The following is a 16,602-nucleotide window of genomic DNA, read 5'->3' on the forward strand; positions in this document are numbered from 1 at the left end:
ATCCGGGTAACCATAGAAAGCACCAAACAGGAATAGTGTAATCAGCATGTATAGGAACACAGCACTAGCGTGGCTATACCAGTATGCTCTCTGCCAGCTTGATTGAAATGGCGTTATGAATGCTAACAGCACTACAAAAAAGCAAAAAGCATAGAAGCTGTATAAAACGGTCAGTCCTACGCTAATCGTAGGATGTTGAATTGAACTCCGCGTAATATAATGGAGCCACTCGCCTACTCCGGCTAAAGTATAGAATCCAGCCAGCGAGGTCACTATACGCCATGTTATGCCCCATACTAGCTGAGCGCCCTGTTTGAGGGAATAATTCATTAAGACGATCTGTTTAGATATGTTGAGTCACGCTCCTCGAAAGAGGCTTTTGCTACAGACAAAGGTTACTAGCTTGTATGCAGTGAACAATTCACTTCTTCCTATCTGTTGGTAAAGCTACCCGCAACTGGCAACCCCACGCGGCCAGTCCGCGTCGGTAGCTTCCCGTATCTTCCCGGCCCCAAAGTTGCCAAGGGCCGGTAGTCTACTTGATTTTCTCGCATGCGTATTCCCGTTTTTATCAGTTTGCTGGGCCTGAGTGCTCTGCCGTTCGCCTCCCAGGCTCAATCCTCGGCCCCGGTAGCGCCGGCTCCTCCCGCCCCACAGTGGCACCTGCTCGACCCCAAAACCGACGGGGTGCAGGGCATCAGCGCTCAGCGGGCCTACCAGGAGCTGCTCAGCAAGCGGGTGGCCTCCCCGGTCATTGTTGCCGTGATTGACGGGGGCATCGACACCACCCACGCCGACCTCAAGCGCGTGCTCTGGCGCAACACGAAGGAAATTGCCGGCAACGGCAAGGACGATGACCGCAACGGCTACGTGGATGACGTGTACGGCTGGAATTTCCTGGGCGGCAAGGACGGCCGCAACATCGACGTGGAATCCTACGAAGACACGCGCCTTTACGCCAGGCTTAAGCCCCTGTATGAAGGCAAGCTGCGCGTGGCCGTGCCTGAGGCCAAGCGTGCCGAGTACGACCTCTACCAGCAGGTAAAGAAGTCCTATAAAGCCCACTACGACGAAGACCACGCCCAGTACACGCAGATCAAGGCCGTGTATGAGCAAACCCAGCAGCTGGCTGACAAGCTGCGCCGGGAGCTGGGCGTTTCGCGCCTCGATACCGCTACTCTGCGCAACCCCACCACGCCCGATGAGCAGCTGCGCGAGGTGGCCCTGATGTACTACCTCAACCTGCGTCAGTACGACCAGCCCGACCTGGAATCGGTACTGAAGGAGATGAAGGAGGCCTACGAGCAAAACAAGAACCTGGTAGAGTTTTCCCTCGACCCGGCCTTCAACCCGCGCACCATCGTGGGCGACAACCCCGACGACACCAAGGACCGCAGTTACGGCAACCGCGACGTGATGGGCCCCGACCCCATGCACGGCACCCACGTAGCCGGCATCATTGCTGCCGACCGCCAGAACAACCTGGGCGTGCTGGGCGTGGCCGGCGGGCTGGTACGTATCATGGCCGTGCGGGCCGTGCCCAACGGGGATGAGCGCGACAAGGACGTAGCCAACGCCATCCGCTACGCCGTGGACAATGGGGCACAGATCATCAACATGAGCTTTGGCAAGTACTTCTCGCCCCAGCGCCAAGCCGTGGAAGATGCCATCAAGTACGCTGGTAGCAAGGGCGTGCTGCTGGTGCACTCGGCCGGCAACGAAGCCAACAACCTCGACCAGGTGGCCCAGTACCCCGCCGCCCGCACCCTGGCCGGGCAGCCGTTTGCCAACCTGCTTACCGTGGGCGCTGCTGCCCGCCTGGCCGATGAGCACCTCGTGGCCGACTTCTCCAACTACAGCCCCCAGCAGGTAGATGTGTTTGCGCCCGGCGTGCAGATCTACTCCACCCTGCCCGGCAGCGAGTACGGCAACCTGAGCGGTACCAGCATGGCCGCCCCCGTGGTAGCCGGTATGGCCGCCGTGCTGAAATCATACTTCCCGCGTCTTACGGCCCAGGACCTCAAGCGCATTATCCTGCAATCAGCCGTGCCCAGCAAGGTGCAGGTGCGCCAGCCCGGCACCGATAAGCTGGTGGACTTCGGCACGCTTTCCAGCACCGGTGGCCTCGTGAATCTGTACCAGGCCGTGCTCCTGGCCCAGCAGCAGGAAGCTGCCGCCACCAAATAAGCTCAGCTACTCTTCCTGACTTTTTCCGACCGTCATACTTGGGCTACACCCCGGTATGAAGGTCTTTTTTTACAAGCCTGCCCAGCTACCCAAACACGTACCAATGAAACACGAGGTAGTTGAGCAGGAAGTCGATGATGATGTAGAGAATACCCGTCAGCAACGCCCGCCCAAAGGCTCCGGCCCAGCTTAGCCCGAAGCCCTGCCTCCCAACCAGCGTGAGGTATACCACCGTGATAATCCCGCCCAGCAGGGCGGTGCTGCTGCCCGGCACCCGCCACGGCACCACGGTGAGCAACGGCAGCAGCCCCAGCAGCAGCACCTGGTAAGCACTGCTGATGACCACCTGCACCAGAAAAGCCTCGGCGTAGTTGAGGCCGCGCCGCCGGTATACCAGCCACATGAGCAGGGCATGCGGGGGCAGCAAAGCCAGCCACCAGATGTTGAAGTACTTGCCCAGGGCATGAAAATACGTCTGCACGTGCTGTAGCTGCGTGGCCGACACCCGGCTGCCGATCTGCTGCTGCACGGCTTCACCCAGCGAATCGTAATAGTGCAGGGCATTAGCCAGCAGCGTCACGAAACCCACCGTCAGCAGCAGAAACTGGAACGGGTTGAAGTACCGCTTGCGCCGGCTGCGCAGGTAGTCACGCACCACCTGGCCGGGGCGGGTGAGCACCAGGGCAGCGTAGCCGAAAATGCTTTTGTCGGCGTGGGTGAATACGTGCACCAGCTCGTGCAGCACGTGCCCTACCGACAGGCGGTGGGGCCGCGGCTGCCCGCAGTGGGCGCAATAGGTACCGGCCGTTAGAGGCTGGTCACAGTTCAGGCAAAGCGAGGAAGCGTCCGTCATAAAACAAGGCTGGCCTTGCAAGTACGCGGTTTTTTCAGCGCAAGCCAACCCCAGCGACTCGGCGGCTGGCGGCCTTCCCTTACCTTTACGGTATGGCTGCACCTCTCCTTCTTTCCGACCTGTATATCTACCCTGTGAAGTCGTTGGGCGGCATCCGCGTGACGGAGGCGGAGGTGACGGCCCGCGGCCTGCGCCATGACCGGCGCTGGCTGATTGTAGACCACCGCAACCAGTTCATGACCCAGCGCCAGCACGCGGATATGGCCCTGCTGCAGGTTTCGCCGGCTTACAACGGCTTTCTGCTTTCCCACCGCCAGCGTCCCGAGCTGCTGCCGCTGTACGTCCCCTTTGAGGCCACGCCTGAGCGCACCCTGTTCGTGACCATCTGGGATGATATGGTGTTTGCCTGGCGCGGCTCCCGCGAAGCCGACGAATGGCTAAGCGCGGCCCTCGGCCGGGAGTGCCGCCTAGTGTATATGTCGGATATGGTAGTGCGCCCCGTGGAGCCCGAGCTGAACCCCGCCGATGCCGTGGTAAGCTTCGCTGACGGGTACCCGTTTCTGCTGGCCGGTACCGAGGCCCTGGCTGAGCTAAACTCCCGCCTGCCGGAGCCTGTGCCCATGAACCGCTTCCGGCCCAACCTCGTGTTCGAAGGCGGCACGCCCTGGGAAGAAGACTCCTGGCACGAGTTCCGGGTAGGCGAGCTGGCTTTCCGGGCCGTGCGCGCCTGCGGCCGCTGCGTGATGACGACCATCGACCAGCAAACCGCTCAGAAAGGTGCTGAACCCCTGCGCACCCTTGCCTCTTACCGCACCCAGGGAGGCAAAGTCATGTTTGGGCAGAATGTGACCGGCCCCGGCCAAGGCACCCTGCGCGTAGGCGACGCGGTGCAGGTGCTGAGCCGAAAATAGCCTGGCGGTGCCAGCCGGCACACAGCTACGCAGGCAGTTGGATAACAAGCGGTAAGCTAGTACTTTTGAGGAATCCGCCCGTAAATTGGAACGTGTGCATCTGCCCAAACTGAAGGGAAAAGAACACCACCCGCTTACAGGCAGGTACCTGCCCTTCTACACACCTGTTGCCCTTTATTGTGTTGCTTCTGACCCCGGCTTTTCGCGTTGCGAGCAGGCTGCTCGGCATTATGGTGCTGTGCTGGCTGCTTCCGCTGGCTACGGCTACAGCCGGGCCGGCGCCTTCCCACGCCGCCTGGACGGCGCTGCTCGCCCGCCACGTGCTGGCCGATGGCCGGGTGGACTACCGCGGCTTTCGGGCGGATGAGGACGCCCTGGCTGAGTACCTGGAGCAGCTGGATGAAACGGCTCCCGACCCGGCTACCTGGTCGCCCAACGACATCAAAGCCTACTGGATAAACGCTTACAACGCCCACGCGGTAAGTCTGGTGCTCCAGTACTACCCGCTGAGCAGCCTCACCGATGCGCGCATCAAGTCCAAGGCCACGGGCAGCTTTTCGCCCTGGGAAGCCCCGGTAGTATATGCGGGCGGGCAGACGTATTCCCTGAATCAGGTGGAAAAGCAGTTTCTGCAGGCCGCTTTCCGCGACGCACGGGTACATTTTGCCTTGGTGCAGGCCGCCGTATCCTCGCCCCCGCTGCTGAACGAGGCCTATGAGGGCGCCCGCCTGGAGCAGCAGCTGGAAGCCCAGACGCGCCGCTTTCTTAACGACCCCACCTACAACCAGCTTACCAAGCCACAGCCGCAGCTTTCGAGTTTGTTTGACTGGTATGGGGCCGATTTCGGCACCAGTCAGCCGGCCCTGCTGGCGTTTGTGAACCGCTACGCCCACGCGCCACTAGCCGCCGGCACCACGTTCAGCTTCCTGCCCTTTGACTGGCACCTCAACGACCGGCTCCCGCTCAGCGACTCACAGGCCCTGAAAAAGCCGTAAGTTTTTCGCTGATCGGGCCAACTTCCGGCCGGCCGTGAGAGTTCAAGCAGGCATGAACAATGCCCTTGTCCTGGAATTTCTGCGCCAGCTGCGCGCCAACAACCACAAAGCCTGGATGGATGAGCACCGCGCCGACTACCAGCGCGCCCGCGTCGCCTACACCCAACTCGTAGCCGAGCTGCTGCGCGGCGCTGCCGCCTTCGAGCCCGACCTGGCCCCGCTCACGCCCTCGGACGTGATGTACCGCATCAATAAAAACGACCGGTTTCAGCAAAGCGACGAGCCCTACAAGCGCCACATGGGCGCGGGCATCAAGCGCGGCGGCCGCCACAGCCCCTGGGCGGGCTACTTCATTGCGCTGGAGCCCGGCGGCGAAACCTACATAGGCGCCGGCCGCTGGATGCCCGAGCCGGCCCAGCTGGCCCGCGTCCGGCAGGAAATCCACTACAATCCCACCGAATTCCATGCCCTGCGCCAGGCCCCGGAGCTACTACACAACTTTCCCAAGGGCCTCGACCAATCCCAGGCCCTGAAAACTGCTCCCAAAGGCTACGACCGCGAAGACCCCGACATCGAATGGCTGCGGCTGAAAAGCTTCTTCGTGTGGCAGGCCGTACCCGACGCCGACGTGCTCCGTCCCGACTTCCCGGCCCGCGTTCTGGCCGCCTGGCAAGCGGCCCAGCCCTTCGTCCGCTTCCTCAATGAGGCCATGATGGAAGAGTAAGCTGCTTGGTTTGCTGGTTTTATGGTTCTTGCTGGCCGATTATCCTGGTGGGCCACGTTAGCCATTCGCCCTGAAAAAGGTATAGCTCTGAAATGTAAAAAGGCCCTGACGTATGGACGTCAGGGCCTTTTTACATTTCAGAGCGTCCTGCATTGGCCAGGACGAAGGGCTTCTTCGTCCTGGCCGGCCATGACAGCTATTCAACCAGAAAGCCATTCAACTTCAAAACAGCCCGAACAGGGTGCTATTGATCTTATCGACGATGATGCCCAGGTCCTCGGGGTTGTTCACGTAGTCGAGCTGGTTCACGTCTACGATCAGCAGCTTGCCATACTTATAGCTGCTGATCCACCGTTCGTAGTGCTCGTTCAGGTTTTTGAGGTACTCGATTTTGATGTTGTTCTCGTAGTCGCGGTTGCGTTTTTCGATCTGCGAAATCAGCTTGGGCAGGTCGGCTTTCAGGTACAGCAGCAGATCCGGCGGGTTCACCATGCTGATCATCGAGTCAAACAGGTTCAGATAGTTCTGGTGGTCCCGCTCCGTCATCAAACCTGACTCGTGCAGGTTGGCCGCGAAGATGTGCGCGTCCTCGTAAATCGTGCGGTCCTGAATCACGCCCTTGCTGGCCTGCTGCAGCTGCTTGATGCGCTGCGTCTGGCGGAAGCGGCTGTTGAGAAAGTATACCTGCAGGTGAAAGGCCCAGCGCGGCATGTCGTCGTAGAAATCCTTCAGGTAAGGATTGTGGTCGACGTCTTCCAGAAACACTTCCCAGTTGAAGTGGTGAGCCAACTTATTGGCTAGGGTGGTTTTGCCGGCACCAATGTTACCGACGATGGCAATATGCATGAGAAAGGCAGGCGTGAGCAGAACGTGAGCCACAAAAGTAGCGGAAACTCAGGCCCCGCGCTGCACCTAAACCAGCCGGAAAAGCTGGCAGCCAGCTCCTAAGCAGCATCTTCCTGCCAGCTTCCTATTCCGACTGGCCATCATCCAACAACCAGCTCAACTGTAAGCAATAGGGGCTCTTGAGTTAACTGCATGGCCGCTTAGCCGGTAGCAGGCAACCTCGAAATACTTGCACCTAACCAGTAGTACCAGTAGCCGAGAAACGCGTATGTTTAGTAGTTACAACTTACGCTCGGCTTTATGACGTCTCCCGCGCATTTCCAAGATCTGGGCATCATCCCCGACCGGTATGGCATGCCGGTAGCCGCCTTTCGGTACTACCCGCAGGATGAGCTGTTGTACATTCAGTGGTATGGCAACCTCACGGCTGAGGCTGTTATTCTGACTGCTAAAGCCGAACTTGCCGCGCACAAAGAACACCGTATATCCCTTATTCTTAACGACAAGACCGAAGCAACCGGCGACTGGACTGAGGCTATGTCGTGGCTGGAGTTTGAGTGGCTGCCACTGGCTATGGAAGCAGGGCTACGGGCCTTTGCCTACGTATTCTCTCCCGACCTGCGCAATCTGTATATCAGTCAGGCGTTTGTCGAGCACGTGTCTGACCTGCTGCCGGCCCAGCTGTTCTACGATGCCGCCGCAGCCCGGCGCTGGCTGCTACACCAGCACCGGGCTGCTTCCTAGCGCCACCGATTACTTTTCGCTGAGGTATTCTTTGGTGGCGCGGGCGCCTTCCAGGGTACGAAACTCGCCCTGGAGCGTACGGATACGCAGGCGCTCCTCCAGACTTAGCTGCTGGCGTACTAGCTCGTAGCGTGCATTCAAGCGACTAAGCACTTCGCTGGCGGCGGCCCAGTCACGCTGCGTCCACTGGCGCTTCTGCTCGCGGGTTGTCGTCAGCAGCCGCTCGTACAGGTCGGGCAGCTCGGTGGCCCGGGCGCGGCTCACCTGCACTTTCTCGTTGAGCAGGCGGTCCTGGGTTTGCTGGGCAGTTTCAGGCTGACGGGCCTGGGCTTCTAGGCGGCGCTGCTCGGCGGCCCATTCCTTGTAGCGGGCTTTTTCGGCGGCATACTCTCGCCTTGACTGCACGGAAAGGCTGTCGGCGGCGCGGTCGAGGCGCTGGCTCTGGCGGTCGAAGTCCGACATCAGGCGGGGCCACTCCCGGCGGGCGCCGGCTTCCGCTTTGGTCATCGTCTGGCTTACCCAGTCGGTGAAGGTGCGCAGGTCGCGCTCCACGGCCGAGGAAGCGGGCGTAGGCGTGGTAGTGGTAGAAGTTCCGGTGGTTTGCTGGGCCGAAGCCGACAGCGGCGCCCCGGCCAGCACGGCGGCAACAATGGAAAAGGAAAGCAGGCAACGTTTCATAGGCAGAAGAGCGGGAAAGTAAGGCAACGAGCCTCCCGTAGGCTATGGCAGGCCGAAAGCGGCAATTTCCGGCCCAAAAACGAGGAATTGGCCCGCCGGGGTTCGGTTTTAGTTGAAATAATACCGTTTTTGCAGCGTATGACGACTTCTGCCGCCGCTGCCATCAGCATTCAGCCCGCCACCCTGGCCGACATTCCGACCATTATCGGCCTGGCCGAGGCTACCTGGGAGCCTACTTACCGCTTCATTATTTCGCGGGAGCAGCTGGAGTACATGTACCGCGTCATCTACACGCCGGCCTCTTTGCACCGGCAGATCACCGAGGATGGCCACACGTTTCTGCTGCTGCGCACCGACGGACACGCGGCTGGCTTCGCGTCGTTTTCCCGCCTGCTGCCGGCCGATGAGGCCGTCTTCAAGCTGCATAAGCTGTACCTGCTGCCTTCTCACCAGAGCCAGGGGCTGGGCCAGCAGCTGATTGGCGCCGTGGAGCAGGCCGCCCGCCAGGCTGGGGGCCGGGCGTTGGAGCTGAACGTGAACCGCCACAACCCCGCGCTGACCTTCTACGAGCGGCAGGGCTTTCTGCGCCACCACGAGGAGGACATTCCCATTGGCCCTTACTGGATGAACGACTACGTGATGCGCAAAGAGCTGCGCTAGGTGCTTCCACGCCAGATTACTAGCTCCGCCGCTCCTGCCGCTGGTTCGGGCTGGCAGCCCGGCTTCTTCCCAAATAGCGTTACTTGCGACTTGCGGCCATTTGGCAACAACGGCCGCGTGTTCTTTTCTGCCCGGGCTCCGGCCGGGGTTTCTTTTCCTTCTTCCTTCTTATGGCTACCAAAATCACCGTCCTCAGCAATGGCTCCCTCCGCGTAGAGGGCCCCGACTTCGAACTTGTAGATGCCCAGGGCAACGCCTACGGCCTGGCCGGCCGGGAGCGAATCAGCATCTGCCGCTGCGGCCTCTCCAAAAACAAGCCTTTCTGCGACGGGTCGCACAAAGGCCATTTCGAGCACAACGCCGAAGCCTTCGACCTGCCCGCGCCCAAGGTGTAGCGAATGGTTTTATAGCTAAATGGCAGAATGGTTACCTGATTGGGTTGTACAGCTTGTCAGCCAATCCGGTAACCATTCTGCCATTTAGCTATTTAGCCCCTTAAAACAGGGAGTTCACGAAGTCGATGTACTCCTGGCGGGCTTCTTCCTGGGATTTGCCGCGCTGGCTGGCCCAGGCGTCGTATTTGGCAATGGCTTTGAAATCGAAGCCACCGGGCCGGTCGCCGGAAACGTCGCCTTCGCTGCCTTGCTTGTAGAGGGCGTAGAGTTTGAGTAAGGTGGTGTTGTCGGGCTTGGCGGGCAGCTCTTTGCTGCGGGCGGCAGCGGCCTCAAAGTCTTCGGGAGTGGCCATGTAGTAGGTGGCTGAAAAATGAAAGGAAACAGATCAAGCCCCGCCCAACCGGGCGGGGCCGCCAAAAGGTACGCATTGCCCACAGAATAGTAGGCATGCCGCGTTGTTTTCCCACAATCCTGCTGTTTCTCGCCTTCCGGCCAGGCTGATTTCTTTTCCGGCGGCGGGTGCGCTTCCGGCTACAACAGGGCACCGAATAACAGTTGGGGTCGGTTTTGCCGGCTGCTGCCAAGCTCAACACTTGCAACTTGTAGCGGGCATGGTGGCGTATGGAGGCTGCGCACTTCTTCTCTGCCCCTATGAAATCCTCCTCGGTTGATAATCTGGTAAAGCAGTTCCTTCAGCACAAGCTCACACTGGCCCTGGCCGAAAGCTGCACCTGCGGCTGGGTTGCGGCTCAGCTGGCACCGGCCCAGGGCATCAGTGAGGTGCTGCTGGGCTCCGTGGTCACGTACCACGGCGAAGCCAAGCAACGCCTATTGGGCGTGAAAAAGAAAACCCTCGATACCTACTCGGCCGAAAGCCAGCAGACAACCAACGAAATGGCGCAGGGCCTGCAGCAGCAACTGCCCACGGCCGATGTGTGCGTGGCCATTACCGGCCTGTTCGGGCCCGGGGCCTCCGAAACCCCCGACAAGCCCTCCGGCACCATATTCGTGACGATGCTGGTGGAAGGCCGGGCCCAGGAGTACCGCGAGCTGCTGCCCGGCCCCACCGACAAGCTCCGCGACCAGGCAGCCGAGTTTATTTACACCAAGCTCAGCGAGCTGCTCAGCCGGCGCCAGGAGTCCCCGGTAGGAGAAGTGCACGGCAGCTAGGAAAATCCGTCTCTCCCCTGCTTTTTTGGCACTTGTTGTTTCTCCCCACTCAGATTCCGCGCATCTTTGGGATGCTATGAAACAACTTGTTATTCTGACCACTGCGGTGGCCTTATCGACGGTGAGCTACGCCCAGGCTCAGACCGAACTACAAACCCAGCCCAACGCCGCCAACCCACCGGTTCCAGCAGTGGACCAGCCGCGGATACCGGTGCCCCTGCTGAGCGAGCAGCCTTCGCGCTACCATCAGTCCAGCCTCAGCATTGAAGCCGGCTGGGGCGCGCCTTACGGCTGGGGGATTTCGTATGCGTATCTGCTGATGCCTAACCTGGATCTGAATGCGGGATTAGGTATTGGCGTAGGCGGCAAAATCGGGGTGGGCGCGCGGTATTTCCTGCGGCCTCAGGCAGAGCTTAGCCCTTACTTCGGGGTGAACCTGGCACGTACCGGCCGCATCGACAACGCAGAAGTCACCTTGGATCAGGAGCAGGCTATCTACAGCATGGCGCCCAGTGGTGTGCTGCATCTGCGCGGCGGCTTGCGCTGGCAGCCGGGCCGGCTTGGTTTGCTGGGCACGCTCGGCTACGGAGCCCGTTTCACCGGCGACCCTATCACCTACCAGAATGGCTACACCAACCCCTCTCAGCGCCTGCGCGACCTGGTAGACGTTATCAGCCCCGGCGGCGTGGAAATTTCACTGGGCCTGATTATCAATCTGGGGCAGCCTCAGTGGTAGTTTTTCGTTGCGCATACAGCGCTCCTGCTTGCTTACAGGGCTAATGTTCTGAGGCAGCCTGCCTGCGCATATTCAGGCCTAAACAGCCACTACGTAGGCAGGCGCATGCGCACCACCATCATCTTCAGGTGCAGGCGCACAATGTCGCCCATGGAGTCGCAGCGGTCGAAGCGGGTGGTGTGGTGGTGCTCGTTGAGCTCCTGGCGCAGCTGGGCAACCTTGGCAGGCGGGGCCAGCGTTTCCTGGCGCATACAATCCAGCAGATCCTTGAGGCGGTAGCGCTCGGCCCGGGCCCGGCGCAGCATCAGGGTGCGCTCCTCCGTCTGGTACTGGCGGATGCTTTCCGGGGAAAGCAGGCGGGCGCAGAGCTGCACCAGGGAGCGGTTGTCCTTGAAGAACTGGGGCAGGTACATGGTTTTGCGGCCCTCGTAGCTTTGCTGGTCGAAATCGATGGCCCGCAGGCGGTACTGCTCGTCCTCGAAGTCGGCCGTCACGTCCACCACGTAGTTGTAGGCGCGCATATCGCCCAGCAGCCGGGCAAAGCACCGCTCGTTGAACTTGACGAACTCCTTGGCAATGCGCACCTGGTTGAGGTGGGGCCGCTGCAGCCGGTCGCGGATGAAGTCGTCGCCGGGAATGCCGGCAATGTGCTCCTCGATGAGCGTGGCCCCGCTAACAAGGTAGTTGATGGAGTTGGGCGCCAGCAGATGCTCCAGTTCCAGGCCGTACACGCGGGAGGCATCGGCCTGCTTCACGTAGAAGTAGTCGTAGTTGTCGTTGAACTGGTTGACGATGCGCACCCGGAAGGGGTTGCTGTTGCCGAAGCGGCAGTAGTCGATGCGGTCGGCCAGCAGGTGCTCCGTGAACGACAGGTCGCCGCCGGTTTTCAGCAGGGCATACACTTCCGTCAGGCCGTGGCTAAGCTCCTGCAGCGTTTGGGGCTCGTAGAACAGGGTTTCCCAGAGCGTGTCGCGCCCCTGGCGGTCGAGCAGCGGGTAGGCCCCGCCACTGCGCAGCAGATCGGCGTAGGTGACGGGCAGCGGCGCTTCCCGGTCGTAGTGCTGCAGGTACTGGCACAGCCGCTCGCTGATGGGGTAAGAAATTTTCTTTTTGGAGATGGTAGTCACGGAAACAAAAAACGGGGAGCAGTCCGTAACGTTACGGGAAAGCGCGGTACCGGGGCAGCCGGCGCGTTTTTTGCTGCCCCGGAAAAATACCGAACTTTGAACGTTGCCCAAGCGGGCCACCCATCCTATTCCGGAGTTGCTATGAAGAAAATCTGCCTTACGCTACTAGTGTTGCTCTGCCCGTTTTTCTCGCCGGGCTGGGGCGGTTTCAGCCACAAAGTCATAACCCAGCTGGCCGTGTACTCGCTGCCCGGGAGTATGCAGGGCTTCTATTTTCGGCATCTGAACCAGCTGGTGCAGTTTTCCAACGCGGCCGAGCAGCGGGCCGAAAACGATTCGGTGGAAGCCAGCCGCCACTTCATTTACATGGACCACTACGGCGAAAACCCGTTTGGCTCGGTACCCAAGGAGTGGGAAAAGGCCACGGCGAAATACAAGGCCGACACCCTGCGCAAGTACGGCACCCTGCCCTGGGTGATAGATGAAGTGCGGGAAAAGCTCACCCAGGCCTTCCGCGCCGGCGACACGGCCCAGATCGTGCGCCTCTCGGCCGACCTGAGCCACTACGTAGCCGATGCCTATTCTCCGTTGCGCACTACGGTGAACCACAACGGGCAGCTTTCCAACCAGGAAGGCATTCAGCCGCTCTGGGAAAACAAGGTGCCGGAGCGCCATATTGCCGAATTCAAGCTGCAGAATAAGCCGGCCAAGTACATCAAAACGCCTCTGGCCGACACCTGGCAGGCCCTACAGGAGTCGTACGGTTTCCTGGGTGCCACCTTTGATATTGAGGAGCAACTGGGCCGTAACTTCACACCCGAGCAGAAATACGTGTTTTCACACCGCTTTGGCCAGACGCGCCGCGCCTACTCCGATGAGTTTGCCGACGCCTACGACAAGGCCCAGGTAGGCGGCATGGTGATGATCCGGATTCAGCTGGCGTCCAGCTTCGTGGGCTCCATGTGGCTTACGGCCTGGAAAGACGCCGGTAGCCCCAACCTCGATAAGATGCTGAAAAAGCCTATCGAAAAGGAAGAAAAAGACAAGCTTGATGAGCACCTCGCGGCCTGGAAAGACAACCAACTGGTGCCGCAGAACCTGCTGCTGGCACAGCTCAAGGAAAAAGTGGTGGAAGCCCCTGACCTGATCCGGCCGGCCGCCGACATGGCCCCGCCGCCTCCTGCGGCTCCCCAGCCTACTGCTAAAGTACCCGCTGCTCCGGCTGAGGCCGAGAAAGTAAAAGTGAAGACCAAGAACGACGAAGGCAGCACCAAGCGCAAGGAAAAAGAAAAAAAGCCCGCTAAGAAAGCCGAGAAAAAGGCCGACGACGGCTGGTAGCCATAGGATTCCTCTGAATAGGTATGTTTGCCCCCGGAGCGCCCCGCTGCCGGGGGCTTTTTTTACCCGATGCTATGAACCGTTTGTTTTGGACGCTGGGCCTTGCCGCCCTGAGCCTGGGCAGCTGCCAGCAGCAGGCACCCGTGCAGGAGCAGGCCGCCCCAACGGCCCCTACCCCACCACCCGTGCCCGGCCCCAACCTGGCCACACTCGGCGACTCCAACGCTGTGGCCGAGCTGCGTGCCTACGGCCAGCAGTACCCCGGCTCGGAAGTGCTGCTGGAAACGCGCCTGGGCAACATTCGCCTACGGTTGTTTGACGACACCCCTATTCACAAGGCCAACTTCCTGCTGCTGGCCCGCAAGGGTGTGTTCAACGAAACTGTGTTCAACCGAGTGGTAAAGGGCTTTGCCGTGCAGGGTGGTCGTACCGAAAACCGCACCATCCGGCTGGGGCGCTACCATCTGCCGCCCGAAATTACCGGGGAGCACTTTCACCGGCGCGGGGCCCTGGGCATGGCCCGCTACGACGACGACCAGAACCCCGGCAAGCTTTCCTCCAGCATTGATTTCTACATGGTGCAGGGCGAAAAGCTCACCCCCTACCAGGCCCAGGCCATGGCCGGCCGCAAGCTCACGCCCGAGCAGCTCCGCGCCTACGAAACCACCGGCGGCGTGCCTTCCCTGGACGGTAAGTACACAGTCTTCGGTGAAATCATTGAGGGGCTGGACGTGCTGGACAAAATAGCCGCCGAGCCTGTGGACGCCTACAAATGGCCCCTAAAGGACGTAGGCATGAAGCTGACGGTTGTGAAGTAAAAGGCTGGCTAGCGGCCTGGTTTGCGGTCCTCCAACGAACAACAAAAAGGCCGGCTCCTTGCGGAACCGGCCTTTTTTGGCAGATAACTGGCAGGTTTTAGCTGGATAGCAAGTCAACCATTCAGCCAGAAAATCATTCGCCTTACCACACTTTGGCGCGCTCCTGCTGAGCGCGCATCATCTTGGCGTCTTCCTTGCAGCCGAAGGCCTCGTAGAACTCGGGCATGTTCATGAGCGGGCCATTGGTGCGGAACTGCGCGGGCGAGTGCGGGTCCGTCAGCACCTGCTGGCGCAGGAACTCGGGGCGGGCATTAGTGCGCCACACCTGGGCCCAGCTCAGGAAAAAGCGCTGCTCGGGCGTGAGGCCGTCATACTTAAGACGGGGGCCGTTGCCGTACTGTTGCTGGAGCTGCTTCTGTAGGGCCGAGTAGGCAATGCTCAAGCCGCCCAGGTCGGCCAGGTTTTCGCCCATGGTCAGCTGCCCGTTCACGTACACCGAGTCCAGCGGCGAGAAGGCTGAGTACTGCTTGCCCACCATATCGGCACGCTGAGTAAAGTTGGCGGCGTCTTCCTTGGTCCACCAGTCTTTCAGGTTGCCTTCGGCGTCGTACTGCCGGCCCTGGTCATCGAAGCCGTGGGTTATTTCGTGGCCGATAACGGCGCCCATACCGCCGTAGTTTACCGCATCATCGGCGTTGGGGTCGAAGAACGGGGGCTGCATGATGCCGGCCGGAAACACGATTTCGTTCATAGCCGGGTTGTAATAGGCATTCACCGTGGGCGGCGTCATGCCCCACTCCGTGCGGTCCACGGGCTTGCCCAGCTTGCTGGTCATGTCCTTGTAGGCCCACTGGCGGGAGGCTACCACGTTCTGCAGGTAGGAGTCGCGGGAGATGGTGAGGGCCGAGTAGTCCTTCCACTTATCGGGGTAGCCGATCTTGACGGTGAAGGTGCTCAACTTATGCAGAGCTTCTTTCTTGGTGGCGTCGCTCATCCAGCTCAGCTGCTGGATATGCTCGCCCATCGAGGCCTTGATGTTGTTCACCATTTCCAGTGCCTTCTGCTTGGCGGCGGGCGGGAAAGCCTTGTCTACGTACAGTTGGCCGAAGGCTTCGCCCAGGGCACCGTCGGTGGCACGGAGCATGCGCTTCCAGCGGGGCTGCTGCTGCTTGGCCCCACTCAGCACCTGCTGAAAGCGGAAGCCCTCATCCCCGAACTGCTGGGGCAGCGCCGAGGTAAACGACGTAGCCAGGTGCCAGCGCAGATAGGTTTTCAGGTCAGCCAGCGGTTCGGCCTTCACCATCGTGTTTACTTCCTTGAAGAAGGCCGGCTGGCCCACAATCACCTCTTTCGCCGAGCCCATGCCGGCGTCGGTGAGGATGTGCTGCAGGTTCAGGTTGGGGTAGGCTTTCTGCAGCTGCGCCACCGTCATCTTGTTGTAGTTGGCGTACGGGTCACGCAGCTCCACGCGGCTTTTGCTGGCTTTGGCCAGGCGCGTCTCCAGGCGCTGCACAGTGGCGGCGTTTTTACGGGCCGTAGCCTCGTTGTCGCCCAGCAGCTGGAAGGTGTTGGTCAGGTATTTCTGGTAGGCGGCGCGCACGGCGCGGGAGCGGGCGTCGTCCTTCAGGTAATAGTCACGGTCGGGCATGGAGAGGCCGCCCTGGTACAGGTTTACCGCGTACTGGGAGCTGATTTTATCGTCCTGCCCTACGTAGGCCCCAAACAAAGCGCCCGTCGAAAGCACCTGCTGGCGGGCCAGGGAAGTTTGCAGCTGGTTGGGCGTTTTGATGGCCGCTATCTTAGCCAGCTCGGGCTGCAGGTACTTCAACCCCGCCGCGTTGATGGCGGCCGAGTCCATGGCCGAGGCAAAATAATCCCCTACTTTCTGGGCATTGGTGCCTTTGGCAGCCGAACGGTTGGCGGCGGCTTCGTCCAGAATCTGCCGCATCACGGCGTTGTTCTTGTTGGCCAGCTCCTGAAACGAGCCCCAACGGGTTTCGGCGGCCGGGATAGGGTTGTTTTTCAGCCAGGTACCCGAGGCATACTGGAAGAAATCCTCACAGGCGGTTACCGATGGGTCGAGGTTGGCTACGTTCAGGCCTACGCCCTGCGGAAAGGTTTCGGCGGCCGGGGCGGCGGTGGTTGCCGGGGCCGGCGTAGTGGCAGCCGTGGGGACTTTGGTGCTGGTGGCACAGCCGGCCAGCACCAGACCAGTGGCCGTCAGGGCCGCCAGCGCCAGGCTATTGCGTTTGTTCATACAAGGAAAATGAAAAGTACTAGGGGTGGAAAATCGGGAGAAAGATAACGTGAAAATTGCTGTACCAACGGCTTCCCGGGGTCAACCGACCAGCCGGCAGTCGGCGGCTAAAGCAAATTTTCGGCGGCTTAGTGCCTTCCGGGCCCGCCGGCAAATGCGTACC

17 protein-coding genes are annotated in these 16,602 nt (G+C 60.6%); 11 read left to right on the forward strand and 6 right to left on the reverse strand.

The annotated features are described in order from the left end of the window. The first annotated feature begins 552 nt into the window (after positions 1 to 552). Positions 553 to 2,187, forward strand: coding sequence for a S8 family peptidase (locus I5L79_RS01330; RefSeq protein ID WP_196953214.1), 1,635 nt, complete (start codon positions 553 to 555; stop codon positions 2,185 to 2,187). Positions 2,188 to 2,272: 85 nt separating this feature from the next. Here the strand turns inward: I5L79_RS01330 and I5L79_RS01335 are convergent, their stop codons facing one another. Beyond that, on the reverse strand, positions 2,273 to 3,040 hold the full coding sequence (locus I5L79_RS01335; protein ID WP_196953215.1) for a DUF3667 domain-containing protein: 768 nt from the start codon (positions 3,038 to 3,040) through the stop codon (positions 2,273 to 2,275). 92 nt (positions 3,041 to 3,132) lie between these two features. Here I5L79_RS01335 and I5L79_RS01340 point away from each other — a divergent pair, with 92 nt between their 5' ends. From I5L79_RS01340 to I5L79_RS01350, 3 genes are all read left to right on the forward strand, one after another. Further along, positions 3,133 to 3,951 (forward strand): MOSC domain-containing protein, encoded by an 819-nt coding sequence (locus I5L79_RS01340; RefSeq protein ID WP_196953216.1) that lies wholly within the window; start codon positions 3,133 to 3,135, stop codon positions 3,949 to 3,951. Positions 3,952 to 4,130: 179 nt separating this feature from the next. Further along, complete coding sequence (locus I5L79_RS01345) at positions 4,131 to 4,946, forward strand: DUF547 domain-containing protein (RefSeq protein ID WP_196953217.1); 816 nt, start codon at positions 4,131 to 4,133, stop codon at positions 4,944 to 4,946. Positions 4,947 to 4,998: 52 nt separating this feature from the next. Beyond that, positions 4,999 to 5,670, forward strand: a complete 672-nt coding sequence (locus I5L79_RS01350; protein ID WP_196953218.1) for a DUF2461 domain-containing protein — start codon at positions 4,999 to 5,001, stop codon at positions 5,668 to 5,670. 222 nt (positions 5,671 to 5,892) lie between these two features. Here the strand turns inward: I5L79_RS01350 and I5L79_RS01355 are convergent, their stop codons facing one another. Continuing rightward, the gene (locus I5L79_RS01355) at positions 5,893 to 6,516 is read right to left on the reverse strand and encodes a deoxynucleoside kinase (RefSeq protein WP_196953619.1); all 624 of its coding nucleotides are present in this window, start codon (positions 6,514 to 6,516) and stop codon (positions 5,893 to 5,895) included. 300 nt (positions 6,517 to 6,816) lie between these two features. On the opposite strand from I5L79_RS01355, the gene I5L79_RS01360 reads away from it, so the two are divergent. Further along, entirely contained in the window at positions 6,817 to 7,260 is a 444-nt protein-coding gene (locus tag I5L79_RS01360) for a hypothetical protein (protein ID WP_196953219.1), read from the forward strand. Between the two features lie 9 nt (positions 7,261 to 7,269). Here I5L79_RS01360 and I5L79_RS01365 read toward each other — a convergent pair whose 3' ends face one another. Further along, a complete protein-coding gene (locus tag I5L79_RS01365; RefSeq protein WP_196953220.1) occupies positions 7,270 to 7,938 on the reverse strand; it encodes a hypothetical protein in 669 nt (222 codons plus the stop codon). Between the two features lie 138 nt (positions 7,939 to 8,076). Here I5L79_RS01365 and I5L79_RS01370 point away from each other — a divergent pair, with 138 nt between their 5' ends. Further along, positions 8,077 to 8,598, forward strand: coding sequence for a GNAT family N-acetyltransferase (locus I5L79_RS01370; protein WP_196953221.1), 522 nt, complete (start codon positions 8,077 to 8,079; stop codon positions 8,596 to 8,598). A 170-nt stretch (positions 8,599 to 8,768) separates the two neighbouring features. Then, complete coding sequence (locus I5L79_RS01375; RefSeq protein WP_196953222.1) at positions 8,769 to 8,993, forward strand: CDGSH iron-sulfur domain-containing protein; 225 nt, start codon at positions 8,769 to 8,771, stop codon at positions 8,991 to 8,993. Between the two features lie 100 nt (positions 8,994 to 9,093). Here I5L79_RS01375 and I5L79_RS01380 read toward each other — a convergent pair whose 3' ends face one another. After that, on the reverse strand, positions 9,094 to 9,345 hold the full coding sequence (locus I5L79_RS01380; protein ID WP_196953223.1) for an acyl-CoA-binding protein: 252 nt from the start codon (positions 9,343 to 9,345) through the stop codon (positions 9,094 to 9,096). A 299-nt stretch (positions 9,346 to 9,644) separates the two neighbouring features. On the opposite strand from I5L79_RS01380, the gene I5L79_RS01385 reads away from it, so the two are divergent. After that, the gene (locus I5L79_RS01385) at positions 9,645 to 10,163 is read left to right on the forward strand and encodes a CinA family protein (RefSeq protein WP_196953224.1); all 519 of its coding nucleotides are present in this window, start codon (positions 9,645 to 9,647) and stop codon (positions 10,161 to 10,163) included. A gap of 76 nt (positions 10,164 to 10,239) precedes the next feature. Then, entirely contained in the window at positions 10,240 to 10,899 is a 660-nt protein-coding gene (locus I5L79_RS01390) for a hypothetical protein (RefSeq protein WP_196953225.1), read from the forward strand. A gap of 89 nt (positions 10,900 to 10,988) precedes the next feature. Here I5L79_RS01390 and I5L79_RS01395 read toward each other — a convergent pair whose 3' ends face one another. Beyond that, positions 10,989 to 12,026: a hypothetical protein gene (locus I5L79_RS01395; protein WP_196953226.1), complete on the reverse strand. Its 1,038-nt coding sequence runs from the start codon at positions 12,024 to 12,026 to the stop codon at positions 10,989 to 10,991. 141 nt (positions 12,027 to 12,167) lie between these two features. Here I5L79_RS01395 and I5L79_RS01400 point away from each other — a divergent pair, with 141 nt between their 5' ends. Beyond that, positions 12,168 to 13,364: a zinc dependent phospholipase C family protein gene (locus I5L79_RS01400; RefSeq protein ID WP_196953227.1), complete on the forward strand. Its 1,197-nt coding sequence runs from the start codon at positions 12,168 to 12,170 to the stop codon at positions 13,362 to 13,364. Positions 13,365 to 13,438: 74 nt separating this feature from the next. Next, entirely contained in the window at positions 13,439 to 14,182 is a 744-nt protein-coding gene (locus tag I5L79_RS01405; RefSeq protein WP_196953228.1) for a peptidylprolyl isomerase, read from the forward strand. A 142-nt stretch (positions 14,183 to 14,324) separates the two neighbouring features. Here I5L79_RS01405 and I5L79_RS01410 read toward each other — a convergent pair whose 3' ends face one another. Then, positions 14,325 to 16,439 (reverse strand): M13 family metallopeptidase, encoded by a 2,115-nt coding sequence (locus I5L79_RS01410; protein ID WP_196953229.1) that lies wholly within the window; start codon positions 16,437 to 16,439, stop codon positions 14,325 to 14,327. Between the last annotated feature and the right edge of the window lie 163 nt (positions 16,440 to 16,602).

Source organism: Hymenobacter guriensis, assembly GCF_015773195.1.
Classification (GTDB): Bacteria; Bacteroidota; Bacteroidia; order Cytophagales; family Hymenobacteraceae; genus Hymenobacter; species Hymenobacter guriensis.

Excerpts from the sequence above, each read along its gene's own strand:
- I5L79_RS01335 (WP_196953215.1), bottom strand. The coding sequence starts at position 3,040 with ATGACGGACGCTTCCTCGCTTTGCCTGAACTGTGACCAGCCTCTAACG.
- I5L79_RS01390 (WP_196953225.1), top strand. The coding sequence starts at position 10,240 with ATGAAACAACTTGTTATTCTGACCACTGCGGTGGCCTTATCGACGGTG.
- I5L79_RS01380 (WP_196953223.1), bottom strand. The coding sequence starts at position 9,345 with ATGGCCACTCCCGAAGACTTTGAGGCCGCTGCCGCCCGCAGCAAAGAG.
- I5L79_RS01355 (WP_196953619.1), bottom strand. The coding sequence starts at position 6,516 with ATGCATATTGCCATCGTCGGTAACATTGGTGCCGGCAAAACCACCCTA.
- I5L79_RS01370 (WP_196953221.1), top strand. The coding sequence starts at position 8,077 with ATGACGACTTCTGCCGCCGCTGCCATCAGCATTCAGCCCGCCACCCTG.
- I5L79_RS01385 (WP_196953224.1), top strand. The coding sequence starts at position 9,645 with ATGAAATCCTCCTCGGTTGATAATCTGGTAAAGCAGTTCCTTCAGCAC.
- I5L79_RS01410 (WP_196953229.1), bottom strand. The coding sequence starts at position 16,439 with ATGAACAAACGCAATAGCCTGGCGCTGGCGGCCCTGACGGCCACTGGT.
- I5L79_RS01365 (WP_196953220.1), bottom strand. The coding sequence starts at position 7,938 with ATGAAACGTTGCCTGCTTTCCTTTTCCATTGTTGCCGCCGTGCTGGCC.
- I5L79_RS01375 (WP_196953222.1), top strand. The coding sequence starts at position 8,769 with ATGGCTACCAAAATCACCGTCCTCAGCAATGGCTCCCTCCGCGTAGAG.
- I5L79_RS01330 (WP_196953214.1), top strand. The coding sequence starts at position 553 with ATGCGTATTCCCGTTTTTATCAGTTTGCTGGGCCTGAGTGCTCTGCCG.
- I5L79_RS01360 (WP_196953219.1), top strand. The coding sequence starts at position 6,817 with ATGACGTCTCCCGCGCATTTCCAAGATCTGGGCATCATCCCCGACCGG.
- I5L79_RS01340 (WP_196953216.1), top strand. The coding sequence starts at position 3,133 with ATGGCTGCACCTCTCCTTCTTTCCGACCTGTATATCTACCCTGTGAAG.
- I5L79_RS01405 (WP_196953228.1), top strand. The coding sequence starts at position 13,439 with ATGAACCGTTTGTTTTGGACGCTGGGCCTTGCCGCCCTGAGCCTGGGC.
- I5L79_RS01400 (WP_196953227.1), top strand. The coding sequence starts at position 12,168 with ATGAAGAAAATCTGCCTTACGCTACTAGTGTTGCTCTGCCCGTTTTTC.
- I5L79_RS01350 (WP_196953218.1), top strand. The coding sequence starts at position 4,999 with ATGAACAATGCCCTTGTCCTGGAATTTCTGCGCCAGCTGCGCGCCAAC.